Annotated in this window: 16 protein-coding genes and 1 riboswitch; of the genes, 8 read left to right on the forward strand and 8 right to left on the reverse strand. The window is 72.0% G+C overall.

All coding sequences use genetic code 11. The annotated features are described in order from the left end of the window. Window positions 1-140: 140 nt before the first annotated feature. Window positions 141-312: riboswitch (cyclic di-AMP (ydaO/yuaA leader) on the forward strand. Between the two features lie 7 nt (window positions 313-319). After that, entirely contained in the window at window positions 320-1,417 is a 1,098-nt protein-coding gene (locus tag EV375_RS14555) for a C40 family peptidase (protein WP_130299826.1), read from the forward strand. A 138-nt stretch (window positions 1,418-1,555) separates the two neighbouring features. On the opposite strand, the gene EV375_RS14560 is transcribed toward EV375_RS14555, so the two are convergent. Together EV375_RS14560 and EV375_RS14565 are read right to left on the reverse strand one after the other, a co-directional pair. Continuing rightward, the gene (locus tag EV375_RS14560; RefSeq protein WP_130299827.1) at window positions 1,556-1,909 is read right to left on the reverse strand and encodes a hypothetical protein; all 354 of its coding nucleotides are present in this window, start codon (window positions 1,907-1,909) and stop codon (window positions 1,556-1,558) included. Between the two features lie 79 nt (window positions 1,910-1,988). Further along, complete coding sequence (locus EV375_RS14565; RefSeq protein ID WP_130299828.1) at window positions 1,989-3,188, reverse strand: cytochrome P450; 1,200 nt, start codon at window positions 3,186-3,188, stop codon at window positions 1,989-1,991. A gap of 245 nt (window positions 3,189-3,433) precedes the next feature. Here EV375_RS14565 and EV375_RS14570 point away from each other — a divergent pair, with 245 nt between their 5' ends. Beyond that, window positions 3,434-4,774, forward strand: a complete 1,341-nt coding sequence (locus EV375_RS14570; RefSeq protein WP_130299829.1) for a hypothetical protein — start codon at window positions 3,434-3,436, stop codon at window positions 4,772-4,774. A 310-nt stretch (window positions 4,775-5,084) separates the two neighbouring features. Then, a complete protein-coding gene (locus EV375_RS14575) occupies window positions 5,085-5,621 on the forward strand; it encodes a DoxX family protein (protein WP_130299830.1) in 537 nt (178 codons plus the stop codon). Window positions 5,622-5,701: 80 nt separating this feature from the next. Here EV375_RS14575 and EV375_RS29130 read toward each other — a convergent pair whose 3' ends face one another. Both EV375_RS29130 and EV375_RS14585 read right to left on the reverse strand, forming a co-directional pair. Then, window positions 5,702-6,115, reverse strand: coding sequence for a hypothetical protein (locus EV375_RS29130; RefSeq protein WP_165434652.1), 414 nt, complete (start codon window positions 6,113-6,115; stop codon window positions 5,702-5,704). Beyond that, window positions 6,112-7,707, reverse strand: coding sequence for a PspC domain-containing protein (locus EV375_RS14585; RefSeq protein WP_207228117.1), 1,596 nt, complete (start codon window positions 7,705-7,707; stop codon window positions 6,112-6,114). The genes EV375_RS29130 and EV375_RS14585 overlap by 4 nt, the downstream gene beginning before the upstream one ends. 175 nt (window positions 7,708-7,882) lie before the next feature. Here EV375_RS14585 and EV375_RS14590 point away from each other — a divergent pair, with 175 nt between their 5' ends. The 3 genes from EV375_RS14590 to EV375_RS14600 all read left to right on the forward strand — a co-directional run bounded on the left by EV375_RS14590 (window position 7,883) and on the right by EV375_RS14600 (window position 11,222). After that, a complete protein-coding gene (locus tag EV375_RS14590) occupies window positions 7,883-9,316 on the forward strand; it encodes a PspC domain-containing protein (RefSeq protein ID WP_486588486.1) in 1,434 nt (477 codons plus the stop codon). Continuing rightward, a complete protein-coding gene (locus tag EV375_RS14595) occupies window positions 9,313-10,023 on the forward strand; it encodes a response regulator transcription factor (protein WP_130299833.1) in 711 nt (236 codons plus the stop codon). The genes EV375_RS14590 and EV375_RS14595 overlap by 4 nt, the downstream gene beginning before the upstream one ends. A 296-nt stretch (window positions 10,024-10,319) precedes the next feature. After that, on the forward strand, window positions 10,320-11,222 hold the full coding sequence (locus tag EV375_RS14600; protein ID WP_130299834.1) for a hypothetical protein: 903 nt from the start codon (window positions 10,320-10,322) through the stop codon (window positions 11,220-11,222). Between the two features lie 214 nt (window positions 11,223-11,436). On the opposite strand, the gene EV375_RS14605 is transcribed toward EV375_RS14600, so the two are convergent. Further along, complete coding sequence (locus EV375_RS14605) at window positions 11,437-13,374, reverse strand: LamG domain-containing protein (protein WP_130299835.1); 1,938 nt, start codon at window positions 13,372-13,374, stop codon at window positions 11,437-11,439. Between the two features lie 219 nt (window positions 13,375-13,593). Then, complete coding sequence (locus EV375_RS14610; protein ID WP_130299836.1) at window positions 13,594-14,604, reverse strand: aldo/keto reductase; 1,011 nt, start codon at window positions 14,602-14,604, stop codon at window positions 13,594-13,596. Between the two features lie 181 nt (window positions 14,605-14,785). On the opposite strand from EV375_RS14610, the gene EV375_RS14615 reads away from it, so the two are divergent. Both EV375_RS14615 and EV375_RS14620 read left to right on the forward strand, forming a co-directional pair. After that, window positions 14,786-15,424: a hypothetical protein gene (locus EV375_RS14615; protein WP_130299837.1), complete on the forward strand. Its 639-nt coding sequence runs from the start codon at window positions 14,786-14,788 to the stop codon at window positions 15,422-15,424. A gap of 120 nt (window positions 15,425-15,544) precedes the next feature. Further along, window positions 15,545-16,072 carry a DinB family protein gene (locus EV375_RS14620; RefSeq protein WP_130299838.1) on the forward strand — a complete coding sequence of 176 codons (528 nt, stop codon included), beginning with the start codon at window positions 15,545-15,547 and terminating at the stop codon, window positions 16,070-16,072. A 78-nt stretch (window positions 16,073-16,150) separates the two neighbouring features. Here EV375_RS14620 and EV375_RS14625 read toward each other — a convergent pair whose 3' ends face one another. Both EV375_RS14625 and EV375_RS14630 read right to left on the reverse strand, forming a co-directional pair. Then, window positions 16,151-17,293, reverse strand: a complete 1,143-nt coding sequence (locus EV375_RS14625; RefSeq protein ID WP_130299839.1) for a hypothetical protein — start codon at window positions 17,291-17,293, stop codon at window positions 16,151-16,153. A 66-nt stretch (window positions 17,294-17,359) separates the two neighbouring features. Next, window positions 17,360-17,986 (reverse strand): Uma2 family endonuclease, encoded by a 627-nt coding sequence (locus EV375_RS14630; protein WP_130299840.1) that lies wholly within the window; start codon window positions 17,984-17,986, stop codon window positions 17,360-17,362. Window positions 17,987-18,111 lie beyond the last annotated feature (125 nt).

The following is an 18,111-nucleotide window of genomic DNA, read 5'->3' on the forward strand; positions in this document are numbered from 1 at the left end:
TATCGGACGTATCACCTGACGGCCTTCACATACGCCCCACATCTCGCTACGGTGCCGTGCCAGGCGGTCCGCACCATTCGCCGGCGAAAGCGTCGGCACGGGCCGCCTCCGCCGAATCCGACGGACATCCGAAGGGCATCTGACGAGCACTGCCCACGGAGCCGGGGACCCACCGCGCATGCGCGCTCAGGCGTGCGCACCCGGGGTGAATCGGGAAGTCGCACCGCGCAAGCACCGCGCACGACCCGTAGGGCAGCCTTCCGAGAGCCCGAACCCGACAGCTAACCCGGTAGGCGGTTCACGGAAGGAGTTGCCGGTCTTGGCGTCCCACCGCAAACCGCGCAGCCGGATACTGAAGTCCGCCCCGACGAAGCGCGGAGTCCTCGGCGTCACCACCGCCGCACTCGCCTCCGTCTCCCTTCTCTCCCAGAGCGCGCAGGCCGCGCCGGACGACGGCAGACCGTCGGTCTCGGAGGTCAAGAAGAAGGTCGACGAGCTGTACCAGAAGGCCGAGGTCTCGACCCAGAAGTACAACGCGGCCAAGGAGAAGACTGAGGCCCAGCGCAAGAAGGCGGACAGATCCCTCGACGAGGCGGCCGAGAGCACGGCGAAGCTCAACGACGCCCGCCGCACACTCGGCAACTACGCGACGGCCCAGTACCGTTCGGGCGGCATGTCCCAGACCGCGACCCTCCTGCTCACCGAGGACCCGCAGCAGTTCTTCCAGCAGACGCACGTGCTGGACCGGATGAGCGGCCGCCAGAAGGAAGCCGTCGCCGACTTCGAGAAGCAGCAGCAGGCGGCGAAGGACAAGCGGGAGGCCGCCACCGAGGAACTGGGCTCGCTCACCGCGTCCCAGAAGGCTCTGAAGAAGAACAAGCAGGAAGTGCAGGACAAGCTCTCCGAGGCGCGGAAGCTGCTGTCGAAGCTGACGGCCGAGGAGAAGGCACGCCTGGCAAAGATCGCGAAGCAGAAGCAGGAGGCCGCCCGCAAGGCCGCGGAACGTGCCGAGGAGGCGCGCCGCGAGGCGGAGCAGGGCGACGGCTCACAGTCGGACGGCTCGCAGGCGACGCAGGCCGGGAAGGTTCTCGACTACGCCAAGGCGCAGTTGGGCAAGCCGTACGTGTGGGGCGCGACGGGCCCCAGCTCCTTCGACTGCTCCGGCCTCACCCAGGGAGCCTGGAAGGCCGCCGGGATCTCCCTGCCCCGCACGACGTGGGACCAGGTCAAGGTCGGCACGAAGGTCGCCAAGTCGGAGATGAAGGCGGGCGATCTGATCTTCTTCTACGACGACATCAGCCACGTCGGCATCTACGTCGGCGACGGGCAGATGATCCACGCGCCGAAGCCGGGCACGAACGTGCGGTACGAGTCGACCGGCAACATGCCCTTCCACTCGGCGGTGCGCCCCGGCTGACGGCGGGCCGCCCCGTCCGGGCGCCCGGGTCGCGCTGCCGCGGCCCGGTCGCCCCCCGGTGTGACCGGGGCAGGGGCGGGTGGTGCGGCGGCTCGACCCTCCGCCGACGACGGCGATCTCAGGCCTTCATCGCGTCCGTCACGTCCACAGGACGGCGATGAAGATGTTCGCCACCGTCAGCGCGCCGACCGTGCCGAAGAGGGACGAGGGCACCTTCTCCTCGTCCCTCTTCACATAGACCAGGCCGAGGATCACGACGAGCAGCGCGAGCTTGACGCCGATCTTGACGTTGTTCACGGGGTCGCCGCCCGCCTGGTTGAGGCCCACCAGGACCATCCCGGTCAGCAGCATCGTGAGCGCGCCGTGCAGCATGCCGGGCACGAAGCGGGCCTCGTCCGCACGCATCGCCTTCATCTGGAAGAAGAAGCCGCCCAGCAAGGCCGCGATGCCGATGACGTGGAGGCCGACGAAGACATGTATGAGTACGTCCATGGACAGGGAGCCTAGCGGCGGGGCCGCCGGCAGACCGGCGCGGGGCCGCCGGCCCGCCTGCGGGAGCCCGGGTGCCGTTTCACCAGCGCACCGGCAGCTCCTTCACCCCGCGCATCAGCATCCCCGTCAGCCACGGCAGAGAGGACTCGTCCGCGTCCGCCTCGATGTCCGGGCAGCGCTCCAGCAGAGTACGGATCGCGATTCGTCCCTCCAGGCGGGCCAGCGGAGCCCCCAGGCAGTAGTGCAGGCCGTGGCCGAAGGCGATGTGGCCGCGGGCGTCGCGGCGGATGTCGAAGCGGTCGGGGTCCTCGAAGCGCTCCGGGTCGCGGTCCGCGTCGGCCATGGCGATCAAGACCGTCGAGCCCGCGGGAATGGTCACCCCGCCCATCTCGACGTCCTCCAGGGCGAGTCGCTGGGTGCACGTCTCGACGGGGCCGTCGTAGCGGAGCATCTCCTCGACGGCGCCCTCCAGCAGCCCGAAGTCCGCACGGAGCCGGGCGAGTTGGTCCGGATGTGCGAAGAGGGCGCGCATTCCGTTGCCGATGAGGTTGACCGTGGTCTCGTGGCCTGCGACGAGCAACAGCACGCACATGCCGGTGAGTTCGTCGCCGGTTAGCCGATCGCCACCGTCGTCGACCTCCTGGATCATTGCGCTGAGCAGGTCGTCGCCAGGGTCCTCCCGCTTCGCCTCGATCAGCCCGGTGAGATAGGCGGGCATCTCCTGGTACGCGCGGGCCTCCTCCTCCGCGCTGGTGGGCCCGACTATCGCGTTGGACCAGCCACGGAAGGCCTGACGGTCGAGTTCGGGTACGCCGAGCAGTTCGCAGATGACCGTCATCGGCAGCGGGAAGGCAAAGGAGGCGATCAGGTCCGCACGCCGCTCCTCCTTCCCCAGCATCGCGTCGAGCAGCCCGTCGGTGATCTGCTGGACGCGCGGTCCGAGCGCGGCGATCCGGCGCGGCGTGAACGACCCCGCCACCAGGCGACGCAGCCGGGTGTGGTCCGGCGGGTCCGTCGTCAGCATGTGGCCGATCGCCGGCAGGTCGGGGTTGAGGATCTGCCCTATGCCCCCGTGGTTCTGCCAGTCCCGACTGAGCCGGGGGTCGGTGAAGGCCGTGCGGCACATCTCGTGCCCGACCACGAGCCACAGCTCTCTCCCGTCGGGCACGCGTACGTGGTGCACGGGTGCCTCGGCGCGGAGTGCTGCGTAGACGGGGTAGGGATCGCGTACGAAGTCCGGGCTGAGCTGGGTCAGTTCGACGATGCCGTCGGCCGCCATGTGTTCCCCTCTGGTCTTGGGTCCCGGCGCACGCTACTCGCCGTAACTTCGGCTGAAGAACATCACTCTCGGACAATCGTCCACACCTCGCCCGCCTCTCCGAGGCGTTCGGAGTACGGCCGTCCACGGCCCGGCTCCTCGTCTCACACGGCCGGGTGACGAAGCGCGCCCTGCCGACGAAAGCCCCCGGTCCGTAGGGCACAATGCGCCTTTCACGAACGGTGTTTGAGAGGCGGGGTTGCGCAGTGGCCGTGGACACGGCACGAGACGGCACGGGCGGCGGCAGCGGCGCACGCGAAGAGGCCGTCCCGCTTCAGAAGTCGGCTCCCTCACAGGCGCCTTCGGGGGCCCACTCCACGTCCTGCACCTGCGGCGACTGCCCGCACGGTGTCCGCGAGGGCCACCGGCACGCACGCGAGGACTTCCGCCGCCGCCGCGACGAACTCGCCGCCGGCAAGGGCCTTCCCGCCGCCCTCGCGCACTCCCCCGGGGCCTCCCGGCAGTGGGTCTCCGACGAGTTGACCCGGGCCGCCCGCAGGGTCGCCGAGCGTGCCCGCGACGAAGGCGCGGTGCGGCTGGAGTCGATGTGGCGGCACACCGTCGTCGGCACGTGGGCGGCCGTCGGCGTGCTGCTGCTCGGGCAGTTGCTCTCCGCCCTCGCCGTGGGCTGGACGGCCGGGCGCACCGCGTCCCTCGTCGCCGCGGTGATCGCCGCCGGGGCCGTCTCGCTCGCCGCGTACCTGCACAGGGAGCGCGGCGGGGCGCTGGCCCCGCTCATCGGTGAGGACAACAGGCTCTCCACCTCCCGCGCCGTGGCGGCGGCCTGGGTGCTCCTCGCCGTGTACGACATCCTCGTCCTCGCGCTCGAACTGGCGGGCCGCTCCGGCCGGGCGGAGCGGAGCGTCCTCATCGAGGGCCTCGAACTCTCCCGGGGCGCGGGGCTGTTGACTGTTCTCGCCCTGAGCTGCGCCGTCGCGGTCTTCGTGCGCAGGACCGTTTCGGTACGCGTGCAGCACCAGCGGCTCCAGAAGGTGCGTGCCGACCGGCCGCGAGCCGCCGACCTCCTCACCGACGACGCCGGCCGGGGGTCCTTCTGCGACGTGCAGTACGTCCTGATCAGCGGCGTCGCCGTGGTGTTCGCCGCCGTCCGCCTCGCGCGGCAGCCCGACCAACTGCCCGACCTGCCCTGGAGTCTGGCGCTGCTGGTCGTGGTCTCGGCGGCGACGTACCTCACGGGCAAGTACGCCGAGGGCGGCCGTCCTGTGGTGCTCTCCGTCGTACGGGCCCGCGAGGTAGGCGACCTGCACGCGCCCATCCGGACGGGTGACGACATCGAGATCCGCGGCGCGGGCTTCGTGCCGCCGGGCGCCGGCGAACCGGACCGGCTGTCGCGGATGGTGGTCCGTGTCGGTGCGGTGCATGTGCCGGTCCCGCTGATCCCCTCCGGCAACGGTTTCTCCAACCCGGCCGACGCGACGCTCACCGTGCCGGTGCCCGTCGAGGTCGAGCCGGGCCGGGTCGAGATCCAGGTCGTCACCGCCGCAGGCGTGGAGACCAACCGCTACCCCATCGACGTCGCCGACTGAGACGGAGCGCGGTCGGCGCCGGGAGGGGACGCCCGCGCGAGGCGCATCCGGACCGCGGAACCGGCGACGGCCGGCGACGCCACCGGGGCAGCGACGGCGACGAACCGCGGGACTTCACGCGCTGCCGCATCCGGTTGGCCCCTTCTGCCGCGAATGCACCCCCACCCGCGAAGTACCCGGCGGGGGATGCTCACTGAGATCGTTCAGAGAGGGTGTAACGCGGGCCACAGCCGCGTACCGTAGCGACCCGACTTCAGCCCGAGCCGAACACCCATGCGGCACAGGCGGCGACTACGGAAGGTGGACTGTCATGTCTCTGGCTGATCAAACCAGGACTGATGCGCCTGTCAGCGGCTCCCCGGGCAGCCTGCGGGCAAGAGCGTCCAAGTACGCGCTGCTCCCGCTCCGCCTCTTCCTCGGAGCCACCTTCATCTACGCGGGACTGGACAAGCTCGTCCTCAACAAGGAGTTCCTCTCCGGCAAGGGCAGCGACTCGCTGGTCCAGGTCCTGGACTCCGTGGAGAACGTCGCGGCGATCCCCGCCCTGGTCAACCTCGCGCAGAACGACCCCAAGGCCTTCGGCATCGCCATCGCCGCGGGTGAAATCGCCGCCGGGCTGGGCGCGTTGGTGGGCCTGCTGACACGCCTGGCCGCCTTCGGCGGCATGCTCATATCGCTCAGCCTGTGGCTGACGGTCAGCTGGGGGAGCGACCCGTACTACTACGGCAACGACCTGCCGTACATGATGGCCTGGGTACCGCTGATGTTCGCCGGAGCCTCCGTGTGGTCGCTCGACATGGCCTTCTCACGCCGGCGGCGACGGAAGGGCAGGCACATCTTCGGCTGACGCACGAGCACCCGGACGGTGTGGGACGAGGCGGGGGGCCGGGCTCCCGGGGCGCGGCCCCGGGAGCCCGGCCCCCCGTCTCAGTCCGTTCCGCTTTCCCCGCCGCCGCGGCCGGGCTGCTCGTCCCCGTCCCGCTGGTCGTCACGCTGTCCCTGGAGGCGTCGTCCTCCGCCACGCAGCCCCTCGGGAGGCAGTCCCTCGTCGCCCCGTGCACCCCCGGTCCCCGACCGCTCGTACCCGCCGAGCAGTTCGTCCATCGGCATCCGCCCGGGCACGTCCGGCGCCTGGGCCCTCCGCCCTCGCAGCAGCCGCCGCACGGCGTACGCCGCCCCCGCCGTCAGCGCCGCCACCACCAGCGCCACAGGCACCAGCAGCAGCAGCGCCCACACCGGCACCCGCCACTCCCCCAGCGCGTCCAGAACATAGACCGACGCGGCGCCCATCAGCAGCAGGCCCAGCAACAGCCGGGCCGGTTCGAAACGGTGCCGGGTCATCGGCGGGCCTCGCTCAACTCGTCCCCGGGTACGGTGCCGGCAGGCAGGTCGTCGGTCCGTTCACCGGAGGGGAGGAGACGCACGATCTCCAGCTGTCCGACCGTCACGTCCGCCGCCAGCTTCAGCGTGCCCTTCCCCTCGCCGCGGCCGGAAGGCGCCAGGGTCAGCCGCTCGTGCCTGTGGACACCGCCGATGCTCTCCACCACGAAGTACTCCCCCTTGCGCTCGGTCCGCGAGGGCAGCCGGATCTCGCCCGCGCCGACCTTCGCGTCGAGTTCGACGCTCGTTCCGCTCGGCACGACCACCTTCATCGATCCGGCACCGAGCCGTACCCGCGTCCGCACGGTGTCGCGGTCGCCGGTGAACCGTACGCCGCCCAGGTCGAGTTCAGCGGCGCCGCCGTCGAGTTCGTAGGCGCCCGCGACGTCCGAGGCGGAGGCCGGTGCCCAGGTGACCTCGCGCCAGTCCGTGCCGATGCTCTTCGGGATCAGGGAGACGCCGGCCAGCATCACGGCCGTGACGACCGTCAGGAACACCGTTCCGAAGCCGACCCGGCCCGCGAACGCGCTGACCGCGAAGCCGATTCCGTACACCGCGAGAGCGCAGGCCAGCCCGACAGTGAGACCCGTGCCGAGCGACCGCGGGTCCCAGGCGGCCGCGGTCCCGGCGACCGCCGCGGCCGACGCCAGCATCGCGAGGAGCCCGCCGAATCCGCCGTCACGGCCGCGGCCCGGGCGAACGCCCGCCCCGTGACGCATCCAGGGGCCCCAGTGCGGGAAGTGCCCATGGCCCGAGGGCGTGTCCGCCTCGTCGGGCCCCCACAGATACCCGGTGTCGTACGCGGTGCCGGCGCCGTCCTTCGTCAGCGGCTCGCGCCACCACGACGGCGTCCCCGGCACCGGCGGAGCCTGCGCCTCCGGCGGCGCGTCGGCGACCGCGTGCGCCGTTGCCGGATCAACGGGGGCTCCGACGGCCTCCGCGGCCTCGGCCTCCCGCCTGTGGCGCGACCAGAACGCGGCACCGGCGACCGCCGCCGCGAGGAGTACGGAGAAGGGCGCGCTGCGGTTGCCCAGCGACGCCAGGAAGAGCCCGCAGCCGACGAGGGCCACGAGGATCGCCGAGAGCGTCGTGCCCTCGACGCGGCCGGACAGCAGCCACCGTGCCTCGTTCTGCTGCTCGCCCTCCTCCGGGATCAGCAGCCATGCGACCCCGTAGAAGACGAGGCCGAGCCCCCCGATGACGGAGAGGACGACGAGCGGCACACGGAAGATGACGGGGTCGAGGTCGAAGTAACGGCCGAGGCCCGAGCACACACCGGCGGCGACCTTGGGACGACGGCTCCGCGTGAGCCTCGCGTCCGCGGGACCGGTGCCGTCGTGGCCGTCGCCCGTCCCCCCGCCGGTGGCGTCACCCGTGGGGCCGCCGACGGGGCCGGGAGCAGCGCCGTGGTCGCCCCGCGGCTCTCCGCGGTTCCCCCGGGCCCCGCCACGTTCATCGCGCCGGTCGCGGTCGCCGCCCGCGTCGCCGTCGCCGCGCACCGGCCCGTCCGCCGGCTGATGCCGCGGCGGCACGTGCTCGTCGTCCTCCGTCATGCGCCCATGGTGTCCCCTCCCTCCCACCGGGTACATCCGGGCCCGCCCCCCATACGACCCTGATTCCGGCGCCGCTCACTGCGCCTCCGCGCGCCCGCATGAGGGTGCACGTACGGGTGGAGGATCAGGGACGACCCTGATGCCCCGCACCGCGCAAGCGTGTGACGATCGGTGCATGACCCCCGCCTCGTCGACCGCTTCCGGCCCCGGCGCCGCCCGCGCGGCCACGGGGGTCCCCCCGGCGCAGCCAGGGGGAGGGCCGCCGCCCGCCGGCGACGCCTCGCCGCCCCCGCTGCGCAAGCTCTACCGCAGCGCCGAGGGCCGCATGCTCGGCGGCGTCGCGCGGGGCCTGGCAGGGCACTTGGGGCTGCCGGTGTCCTGGGTCCGCATCGTCTTCATCGCCCTCAGCGTGACGCAGGGGCTGGGCGTGCTGCTCTACGCGGCCTTCTGGTTCGTCGTACCGCTCGGCACGGGCGGAGTGGGCACCGGCCGCAGACCGGCCGGCCGGCCCGCCGCCGGCTGGGATTCCGCCGCGGGTTCCGAGGCTCAAGGCCGGCGGGAGAGCGACGGAGGCTGGTCGCGGCTGCGGGTGCGCAAGCCCGACAAGGGCCAGCTCTTCGCCGTCCTGGCACTGCTCGTCGGCGCGGCCGTCATCGCCGACAACCTGCAGTTCGGGCGGATCAACACCTATGTGTGGCCGGTGCTGCTGATAGGCCTCGGCGTGGTCCTGGTCTGGCGCCAGGCCGACGACGCACGCCGCGCGCACTGGGCCGAGGTCAGCCGCCGCCGCGGGCTGGTCCCCCTCGCACGCAGTGCTGCCGGCGTGGTGCTGGTGGCGGTGGGGGTGAGCGGAATCGTCGTCGTGCAGGGATCGGCCAGACATCTCGGCCCGGTCCTGCAGGCCGCCCTCGCCGTCCTCGTCGGTGTCGCGCTGCTCGCCGGCCCGTATCTGGTGCGGATGATGCAGGACCTCTCCGAGGAGCGGCTGATGCGCATCCGCGCGCAGGAGCGGGCCGAAGTCGCCGCGCACGTCCACGACTCGGTGCTGCACACCCTCACGCTGATCCAGCGCAGCGCCGACGACTCCCGCGAAGTGGCCCGCCTCGCCCGGGCCCAGGAGCGCGAGCTGCGCAACTGGCTGTACAAGCCGCACGGCAGGGGCAAGGAGGAGGACGAGAAGGCGCAGACCCTCTCCGAATCCGTCAAGGAGGCGGCGGCCGAGGTCGAGGACCGTCACGGGGTGCCGATCGAAGTCGTCTGCGTCGGCGACTGCCCCCTGGACGAAGGTCTCGACGCACAGATTCAGGCAGCGCGAGAGGCGATGGTGAACGCCGCCAAGTACGGTTGTGGGGGCACCACCCACGCCGGAGGCCATGGGCGAGGAGGGGCGGTCCAGGTGTTCACGGAGGTGGAGGGGCGCACGGTCTTCGTCTCCGTGCGCGACCGTGGCCCCGGTTTCGACCCGGACGCGGTACCGGAGGACAGGATGGGCGTGCGCGAGTCCATCATCGGCCGCATGCGCCGCCACGGAGGAACGGCCCGGCTGCGGTCGGTGCCCGGCGAGGGGACAGAGGTGGAGCTCGAAATGGAGAGGGCGGCCCAGTCGTGACCAACGAGACACCAGGCACCGCGGAAGGCGCCGACACGGGCACGTCCCGCCAGGTCAGCGTGGTCCTCGTCGACGACCACCGCATGTTCCGTGCCGGCGTGCAGGCGGAGATCGGCCGCACGGACGAGACGGGCGTCGATGTCGTCGGGGAGGCCGGCGACGTGGAACAGGCGGTCTCCGTGATCGCCGCCACCCGCCCCGACGTCGTGCTGCTGGACGTCCATCTCCCCGGCGGAGGCGGCGTGGAGGTCCTGCGCCGCAGCGCCTCGATGATGGGCGCGGCCGAATCGCCCGTGCGGTTCCTCGCCCTGTCCGTGTCCGACGCGGCCGAGGACGTCATCGGCGTCATCCGCGGCGGTGCGCGCGGCTACGTCACCAAGACCATCACCGGCACCGACCTCGTCCACGCGATCTTCCGGGTCGCCGACGGCGACGCGGTCTTCTCGCCGCGCCTGGCGGGCTTCGTCCTGGACGCCTTCGCGTCCACCGACGCCCCGCCCGTCGACGAGGACCTCGACCGGCTCACCCAGCGCGAACGCGAGGTGCTGCGCCTGATCGCGCGCGGCTACGCGTACAAGGAAGTGGCCAAGCAGCTCTTCATCTCGGTGAAGACGGTGGAGTCCCATGTCTCGGCGGTACTGCGGAAGTTGCAGCTGTCCAACCGTCACGAACTGACCCGCTGGGCGGCCGCGCGGCGCCTGGTCTGAGCCGCTCCGCCGCCCGGCGCGGTGGCCGTACGGGGCTGCGCGGGGCACGGGCCGCGGCCCACGCGCGGGCATCCCGCACCCTGGCCGGGCGTCGCGACGTACCTGATGTACCGCACACATGCTCCGGGTTCGGCTGCGGCCGGTCGTCACGATGGCGCAGGATGGTGGCATGGCCCGCTCATTGCCGTGCAGAAGCGGCGGGCTCGTAACCGGCCGAGGCCGACCCCGGGAAGTTCGGGCCATGTGGAGAGCTGGGGGTCTTGGCGGCTGCGGGCACGTGCGCAGAGGTGTTCGCCATGACTCAGCCACCGCAGGACGATGACGTCGGTCCGCGGTACACGGGGCAGCGGCCTCCCCCGCCGCCGGTGCCGCGGCAGCCTCCGCCGCAGCAGCTACAGCCGCGCCAGCCGCCGCCGCAGCCGCCCACGGCCGGGTACGGGTACTGGGATTCCCCGACGCAGCAACTCCCTCCGGAGCCCCCGCCGCAGCCGCCGCTGCCCCCACAGCAGGCGTCGTGGCAGACGTCGTGGCAGACGCCGGCTCCACCGCCTGCGCCCCCGCCGCCTCCGTACGACTACGAGTACCTGTCCGACGGCTCGTACCAGGAGCCGCCACCGGGCTACGGCTACCCGCCGACGGGACCGCGGTGGGCCGCCCACTCGAAGCGGAAGCTGGTCGCCCTTCTCACGGGGACGGTCGTCGCGGTGCTGCTCGCCGCGGGCGGCGTCTACTACATGGTGGTGGGCGAGCGCGGCGGGGAGACCGGAGCGAGCGCGCCGAGCGGCGACAAACCCGAACCGGGACCTGCCGGCGAGCGGCCCGAGGGCGGGCAGAAGGGCCCCGGCCAGGACGACGGCGCTGGACGCGGCGGACAGGACGCCGGGCAGAAGGCGTTCATCGGCACGTGGCAGTCACGCGGCGGAGAGACGCTGACGGTGGGCCGGGAGGTCCGGTCCGGCAAGGCCGCCGGCAAGAACGCCGTTTCTTACAACCGCCCCGGCCGCCTGTCCACCTGCCCCGGTGTCGGCGAGCTGGACAAGTCCGGCGCGGCGTTCCGGCTGGCCCTCAAGTGCGTCAACGGAACGGTGAGGAGCGACCTCACGGGCAACGCCGGCCGGTCCGGCGACAAGCTCACCGTCGAGTGGGAGGGCGGCAGCAAGGACACCTTCGAGAGGCAGGGCGCGCGGAACGCGAGATGAGGCCGGTACGGGCCCCGGGACCGTGTCCGGTGCGGCCGCCGGCGACGCTCACCCGCACGCACCGGCCGACGCTCGCCGCGGGACTCGCACGGCCCCACCGGCTCCCGCGCACAGCGCATCAAGCGGCGCGACGACGAAGTTCAGCAGTCGACGACGCGGCGGTCGGCGGCCGGGACGGTCAACAGCGCGGCGGTCGGCGGCCGGGACGCCGCGGTCAGGAGCGGCCCGCCAGGTCGCGCACCTGTCGCCCCGAGAGTGCCGAGCCGAAGGCCCGCACCTCGTCGACGGTGCCCCGCAGCCCTTGGAAGGGCGCTCCGTCGAGCAGTCCCCTGCCGACCGTGAAGTCTCCGTCCGCCCGCCAGTCCCGCCCGTGCCTGACCGTGTCCTCCAGCCTGCCGTCGACGTACAGCCGGATCACGTTGCCCGGATCGTCGTAGACGCCGGTGAGCCGGGTCCAACTGCCCACCTTCGGCGAGGAGTCGGACAGGGCCGCGCTCTCCCCGGCCTCCGAGGAGTCGTCACCCCGGATCGCCATCGCCCAGCGGTCCTCGGCGGCGTCGTACTGGAGCGAGAACCCGCTCACGGCCTGACCGTCCTGGCTGACGACGGTCTGGGTGCCGCCCTTGTCCTGCAGCTTCACGCGAACGGAGACGGAGAAGCTGGACCCGGTGTCGAGCACGGCACCTTCCGAGCTGACGTCCTGCGTCCCGTTGAACTGGAGGGCGCCGTTCAGCAGTGCCGGCAGCGGGTCGCCGAAGAGCGTCCCGAGGATGCCGTTGGCGGAGCTGTCCGTTGTCGTCGCGCCCTGCACCGTGTCGAAGAGCCATTCCACCGCCGTGTCGACAACCGGCACCCCTCTCGGCGGCTCGCTGCCGCTGCCGCCGGGACGTCCGCCGCCGTTCCCGCGGGGCGGGGCGGTCTCCGTGGCCGTGACGGTCGAGGTGGCGGTGGCCGTCGCCGTCGTCGGCGAGGGCCGGGCCGGCTGCGCGGTGACCTGCGAACCGCCCCTGGCGGGCGGCGATTCGGCGCTCTGCGGAGAGCCGGGGCGGAAGGCCCCGGTGTAGGCGACGGCCACGACGAGCGAGCACGCGGCCACGAGCGCCGCGCTCTGCACCACGCGCTTGGTCCTGTGCCGTCTCCCCCTTTCGCCGGGGCGGACGTCCGCGTCGTCAGCACCCGGGTCTCCTCCCAGGAGCCGGCCACCGGCTCGGCCACCGGACCAGCGGAGAATCAACCCCCGCAATCGTCCCGCGTGTTGGTCCTCGTGGGTGCGCTCCCCGCGGCCCGCGCCGGCCGCGGCTCCGCTCCCGTCGGCGGCGTCGGCCTCCGAGCCGTGCGCGGCGCGGACACCCGCCGGCGAGGGCAGGCTGGATGCGGCGTACTCCGGTCCGCCCCACGGAAGCAGCGCCTCCGCCAGCAGCGCCCCGCAGTGGACGTGCATCAGCCCGAGGTCGTCGACGGCCTGTGAGCAGTGTGCGCACCGCTCCAGGTGCGGCAGAAGGTCCGCCGCGGTCTCGATCGACTTCTGGTCCGCGTAGGCGAGTACCGTCCGCTGGAGGCGTCGGCACTCGTCCTCCCGCATCTCGTCCTGGTGCATGCGCACGTAGGCGTTGTAGAAGTCCCTGCGCGCACGCCTGCCCAGCACCGAGACCTCGTCTGTCCCGCCGCCGAGGAGCTGGTCGATCCTGGCTACGCCGTCGTACTCGACCGCGTAGTGCCACAGCACCGTCTGCGCGTGATCGGGAAGCGATCCGAAGGCCCGCGCCGCCATGGACGTCCGGGGGAAGTCGTCCGCCGAGGAATCCCCGCGGCCCTCCGAGACGTAGCTCTGGATCCAGCTGACCAACTCTTCGTGCAGTTCCTCGCGTTTGGCCGTTCCGGCCCAGTCGGCCGTCGTACGCAGCACCGAGCACAGCGCGTGCGGACGCACGGCGCCGACACCCGTGTCCGCCCGTAACGCCGTCGTCGCGCGGCGCCACGCGTTGCCGGCCAGTTCCTCGGCCGCCGACGAACTGACGGTGCACACCGCCGCGAAGGCCTTCACGGCCTGGAAGTGGCGCCGCTCCAGCTCACGGAGCGCATCGCGGGACGACTCGCCCTCCTCCCGCACCAGCGAGAGGAGTTCGGCGTCTGACAGTCGCGCCCATTCCATCCGTTCGTTCAATCCCCAGACTCGACGGCGTCCCGATGCCGAGACGGATGCTCAGAGTGCATGGCCGATAACAGTACGAGGATACGACGTACCGGCGGCCGAATCGGCTCCATCGAGAGGGAGCGGGGAAGATGCCCGAAAAGACCGCAGGCATAACGGATTTACCGATCCAACCGGACAGGAGGGAACAAGACGGCAACCGGTCTCCGGGCAGCCGAGTCAGTCGTCGCTGCCGCCGCCCTTCTGGAAACCGTACGGATAGGGCAGCCGACGCCGCGCGGCACTGGTGAGCCGCTTCACCTGCGTGGACTCCAACTCCCAGTCCACAACGGCGAGATGGGAGGCGAACTGCTCCATCGTGCGCGCACCGACGATCGGCGCGGTCACACCGTCCTGCCGGAGCAGCCAGTTGACCGCCACCTGGGCCGGAGGACGTCCCGACTCCTCGGCGACAGCGAAGAGTTCGTCGAGTACGCGCCACGTCCGCTCGTCCTCCGCGTAGGCGCTCCACGACTCGCTCCAGCCCCTGCTCTCCGCGGTCCTCACCCGGCTTCCGCTCGGCGGCTCCTCCATGCCGCGCCGGATCGCGCCGCTCAGCCAGCCGCCACGCAGCGGGCTCCACGGGATCACGCCCAGGCCCTCGTTCCGGCAGACCGGGAGCAGCTCCCACTCGGCCTCCCGGTCGAGCAGGTTGTACAGCGGCTGAAGTGAGGTGAAGGGCTCCCAGCCGCGGCTGCGGGAGATGTCCACCGCCTTCTGCAACTGCCACCCGGTGAAGTTGCTCGCGCCCACCGCCCGGACCTTGCCGGCCCGCACGAGCGAGTCGAGGGTGGAGAGTGTCTGCTCCAGCGGCGTGTGCGGGTCCCAGGCATGCACCTGGTACAGGTCGATGTGGTCGGTTCGCAGCCGCCGCAGGCTCGCCTCCACGCCCTGGACGATGTGCTTGCGGCCCAGGCCCTGGTCGTTGGGGCCGTCGCCCATCGGAAACCTGACCTTGGTCGCGATGACGAGATCGTCGCGCCGCTGCCTGCTCAGCCAGCGCCCCAGTATCTCCTCGGACCCGCCGGTGGAGTACACGTCGGCGGTGTCGATGAAGTTGCCGCCCGCCTCGACGAAGGCGTCGAGGATGGCGCCGCTGGTCTCCTCGTCGGTCTCGCGGCCGAACGTCATGGTCCCCAGGCACAGTTCGCTCACGTGGAGCCCTGAGCCGCCCAGCAACTTGATGCGCATGTGTTTCTCGACCTCCGGCCGGTGTCGTACGAGGGCAGGACCTGCGCCCTTCCGCGGTCGGCGCATTCCGGAAGGGGTGGCGCGAAACCCTTCACCTCCCCGGCGGCGCCGGATCTTTCGCTTCTGTGACGGTGCCGTACGGGGCAGGGCGTACCGGCCGCAGCGCACCTACCATCACGGCATGCCCGTACCCCGTTGGAAGAGCCTCATCCGCGACATCGTCCTCGTCGTGGCGGCGCCCCTCGTGCTGGCCGGGTTCGGGCTCACGCACCCGGCCGGACTGCGGCCGCACAACGCCGCGATGTGGGCCGAGATGCACATCTGGCTGCTGCCCGTCTGGCCGCTGCTGGCGCTGGGCCTGGTCGTGCCCCTGTGGGGAAGGCCGCGCCCTGACGTGCCGGGCGTGGCCACCGTCGTCGCATGGACCGGGGCCTTCGGCTACGCCTGCTTCTACACGGGACTGGACGCCGTCGCCGGTATCGGGGCGGGCGTCGCCGAGGAGCACGGCGGCGAGCAGCGCCGCCGCGTCGTCAACCCGCTCTTCCACACCGGTGACGCGCTCGGTCAGGCGGGCGTGTGGTGCCTGGCCGTCGCGGTGGTCGCGGCGTCGGTCGCGCTGTGCCTCAGGCACGGGGCACGCGTGCTGCCGGGCACAGCGGTGCTGCTGGTGTGCTGCTGGTCGTTCTTCGACAGCCACATCTTCCACCCGCGAGGGGTGGTGACGATGCTCGGCTTCGCGCTCGGCTTCGCCCTGCTCGTGTGGGCGTCGTCGGCGTCCGCGGGACGGGCGGACGACCGTGCGTCCCAAGGACGTACGTGATGTCCGTGCGGCAGTGCGGACCGCCGCCGGGGACGGGACTCATCGGAGCGGGGCGGTGACCGCCGCCGTCTGTGGGCGGACCGGGCGGCCCCGGAGGCGGAGGCGTGGAAGGCTGCCACCATGACCCGAACCATGCCGGACGGACGTCCCGTCCCCGCCCCGCACGCCGACGAACGCACCACGCTGGAGGGCTGGTTGGACTTCCACCGGGCCACCCTGGCCCTCAAGTGCGCGGACCTCGACGACACTCAGGTGCGCGAACAGCCGGTGAAGCCCTCGTCGATGACACTGCTCGGGCTGGTTCAGCACATGGCGGAAGTCGAACGCAACTGGTTCCGGCGGATCTTCGCCGGAGAGGACGTCCCACGGCTGTACGGGGAAGAGGAGGACGGGTTCACGCTCGTGCCCGGGCGTGGCATGGGCGAGGCGATGGCCCTCTGGAAGCGCGAGGTCGAGCACGGCCGGGAGCTGATCGCCACCGCTTCCCTCGACGACTCCGGCAGACTCCCGGCGGACGCGGCGGCGCTCATGGGCGACGACAGCGTCTCCCTGCGCTGGATCCTGGTCCATCTGATCGAGGAGTACGCGCGGCACAACGGGCACGCGGATCTGCTCCGCGAGCGGATCGACGGCACCGCGGGCAGCTGAGCGGCGGGGGCCGGGCAATCGCGTCCGGCCGCCGACTTTCGCTCGGAGCACCCGATGCCCGGAAGACGGCGCACACCGTCAGGTGCGGGGCGGGCCGGCCGGGACCCGTGAGGGCACCCGTGGCTTCGTACAGCTCCACCGGTCGGCCTGCCGCTCGGCGAAGCCGGCCAGCAGCGACCGCATTCCCTCCGCGTTCAGCACCGGCGCCCCGCCGTCCCCGCCGAGCGCCCGGACGCGGAAGGCGGCGTCCGCGCCGTCGCAGCGCGCGGTCGCCCACCCCTGGGTCGCGCTCACCCACGGCTCCTTCCTGCCGAAGGCCTTCCACAGGCGGCGGGAGAAGTCGCCGTGGAACGCGGTGAGGTCGAGCGCCTCCTTCCCCCCGGCCGTCCGACCCGGCCCGGTGCCGTTGCCGTCGCGTTTCAGCAGACAGCTGCCGACCGGCGCACGCTCCGACATCCGTACCTCCACGCTCCAGGCGCTCTTCGGAGCGACGGGCGCGTGCGCGAGGACCGAGCACGGCGTCCCGCCCGTACGTCCCAGGGGCACCGGTTCGGGCCGGGTCACCTTCGCGGGTACGGAAAGGGGTTCCGCTCCGCAACCGAGCTTCTCCGCCGCCTTGTTGGCGAAGGAGACGGCGGCACGCGCACCGGCGTCGTACGACGTGCCCGCAGCGGGTTCGCCCCCGGAATCGCCCTCACCGAAGTAGCCGGGGATCTGAGCCCTGGTGTGCAACTGCCGCGGCCTCCCCGAGGCTTCCGTGCCCCGCCGGAGGCAGGCCAGCGTCACGACGAGGTCGCCGCGCGGTGTTTCGTAGCCGGGCAGCCCCGCCGGAAGCGCCAGCCGGGCCGGTTCACGGCCGGAGAAGTCCTCCGAGAGGTGGCCGTCGATGTCGTCGCGGGCGGTGTAGGCCGAGGCACGGAAGCGGTATCCGCGGCCGTCGCCGCCGTCGTTCACCTCGCAGCGGTATCTGCCGAGCGGAGCGTCCACGGTCTCCTCGTGTCCATACAGGTGTCCGTCGTCGTCCATCGGCTTCGTGCCCATGTCGTCGAGGACCCCGTGCGGCAGCGCTCCGCTGCATGCGTTGCGGGCGACCCACCAGTCGTTCATGTACGGAACGAAGACCGCCGCGAGGATTCCGAGCAGCACCACTCCCGCGGCGGCGGCCCCGACGATCCGCTTCCGACTGTCCAGGCGGCGGGGCCACCCCCCGATATCGGTCACCCGGGAAACCTACCGCCGCGGACGCCGGACCTCCGAGTTCATCGGGCCTGGCCCGGGCGGTCGTCTCTAGAGGTGGTCGATCTCGGTGAGGTCGATGTCGACCTGGAAGGGAACCGAGAGCTTCAGCTGATCATGGTGGATGCCCGTGACGGCGTACACCATGGTCGTCGGGTCCAGCTCGTAGACATAGACCACCGGACGGTCCTCGTCACCGGACATCTCCACGCGCCAGAAGTGCGGGATGCCCGCCCGCGCGTACTTGTGCGGCTTGGTGTCGCGGTCCCGCTCCTGGGAGTCCGGCGAGACGACCTCGACCGCGAGCACGACGTCCTCCGCCTCGTAGCGAGTCTGGCGCCCGTCCTTGTCCGCTTCGGCACGGACCACGCAGATGTCCGGTTCCGGTACGGTGCCGGGGCTGAGGACCACCGCCATCTCCCGGCGCACACGCAAGGTCTCAGGAACCGTGCCGCGCATCCCGCGCTCCAGCAAGTACATCGCCAGCGAATGGAACTTCCGCTGTGGGCTCACGAAGACCAGGCTCCCGTCGATCAACTCAGTGTGCGGCGGGAGGTCAGGCAGACTGAACAGGTCGTCCACGGTGTAGCCCTGCCGCGGCGGCACGGGCCACCGCGGGGCAGCATCCTGGGAATCGCCGGTGGTGGGCACGGGCTCGGCGGTCATGGTTCCTCCCATGGACGGGATTCTTGGCCCTGTGCCCACCGTAGCGGGCGGGGACGGCCTCCTGGTCACTCAGAGGCATGAAGCACAACGCCGCGTTGACGGGTGGCGCGCCTGGGGCACCCTCCCCGTGCGCCGCC

The sequence above is a fragment of the Streptomyces sp. CNZ301 genome, from assembly GCF_004217425.1.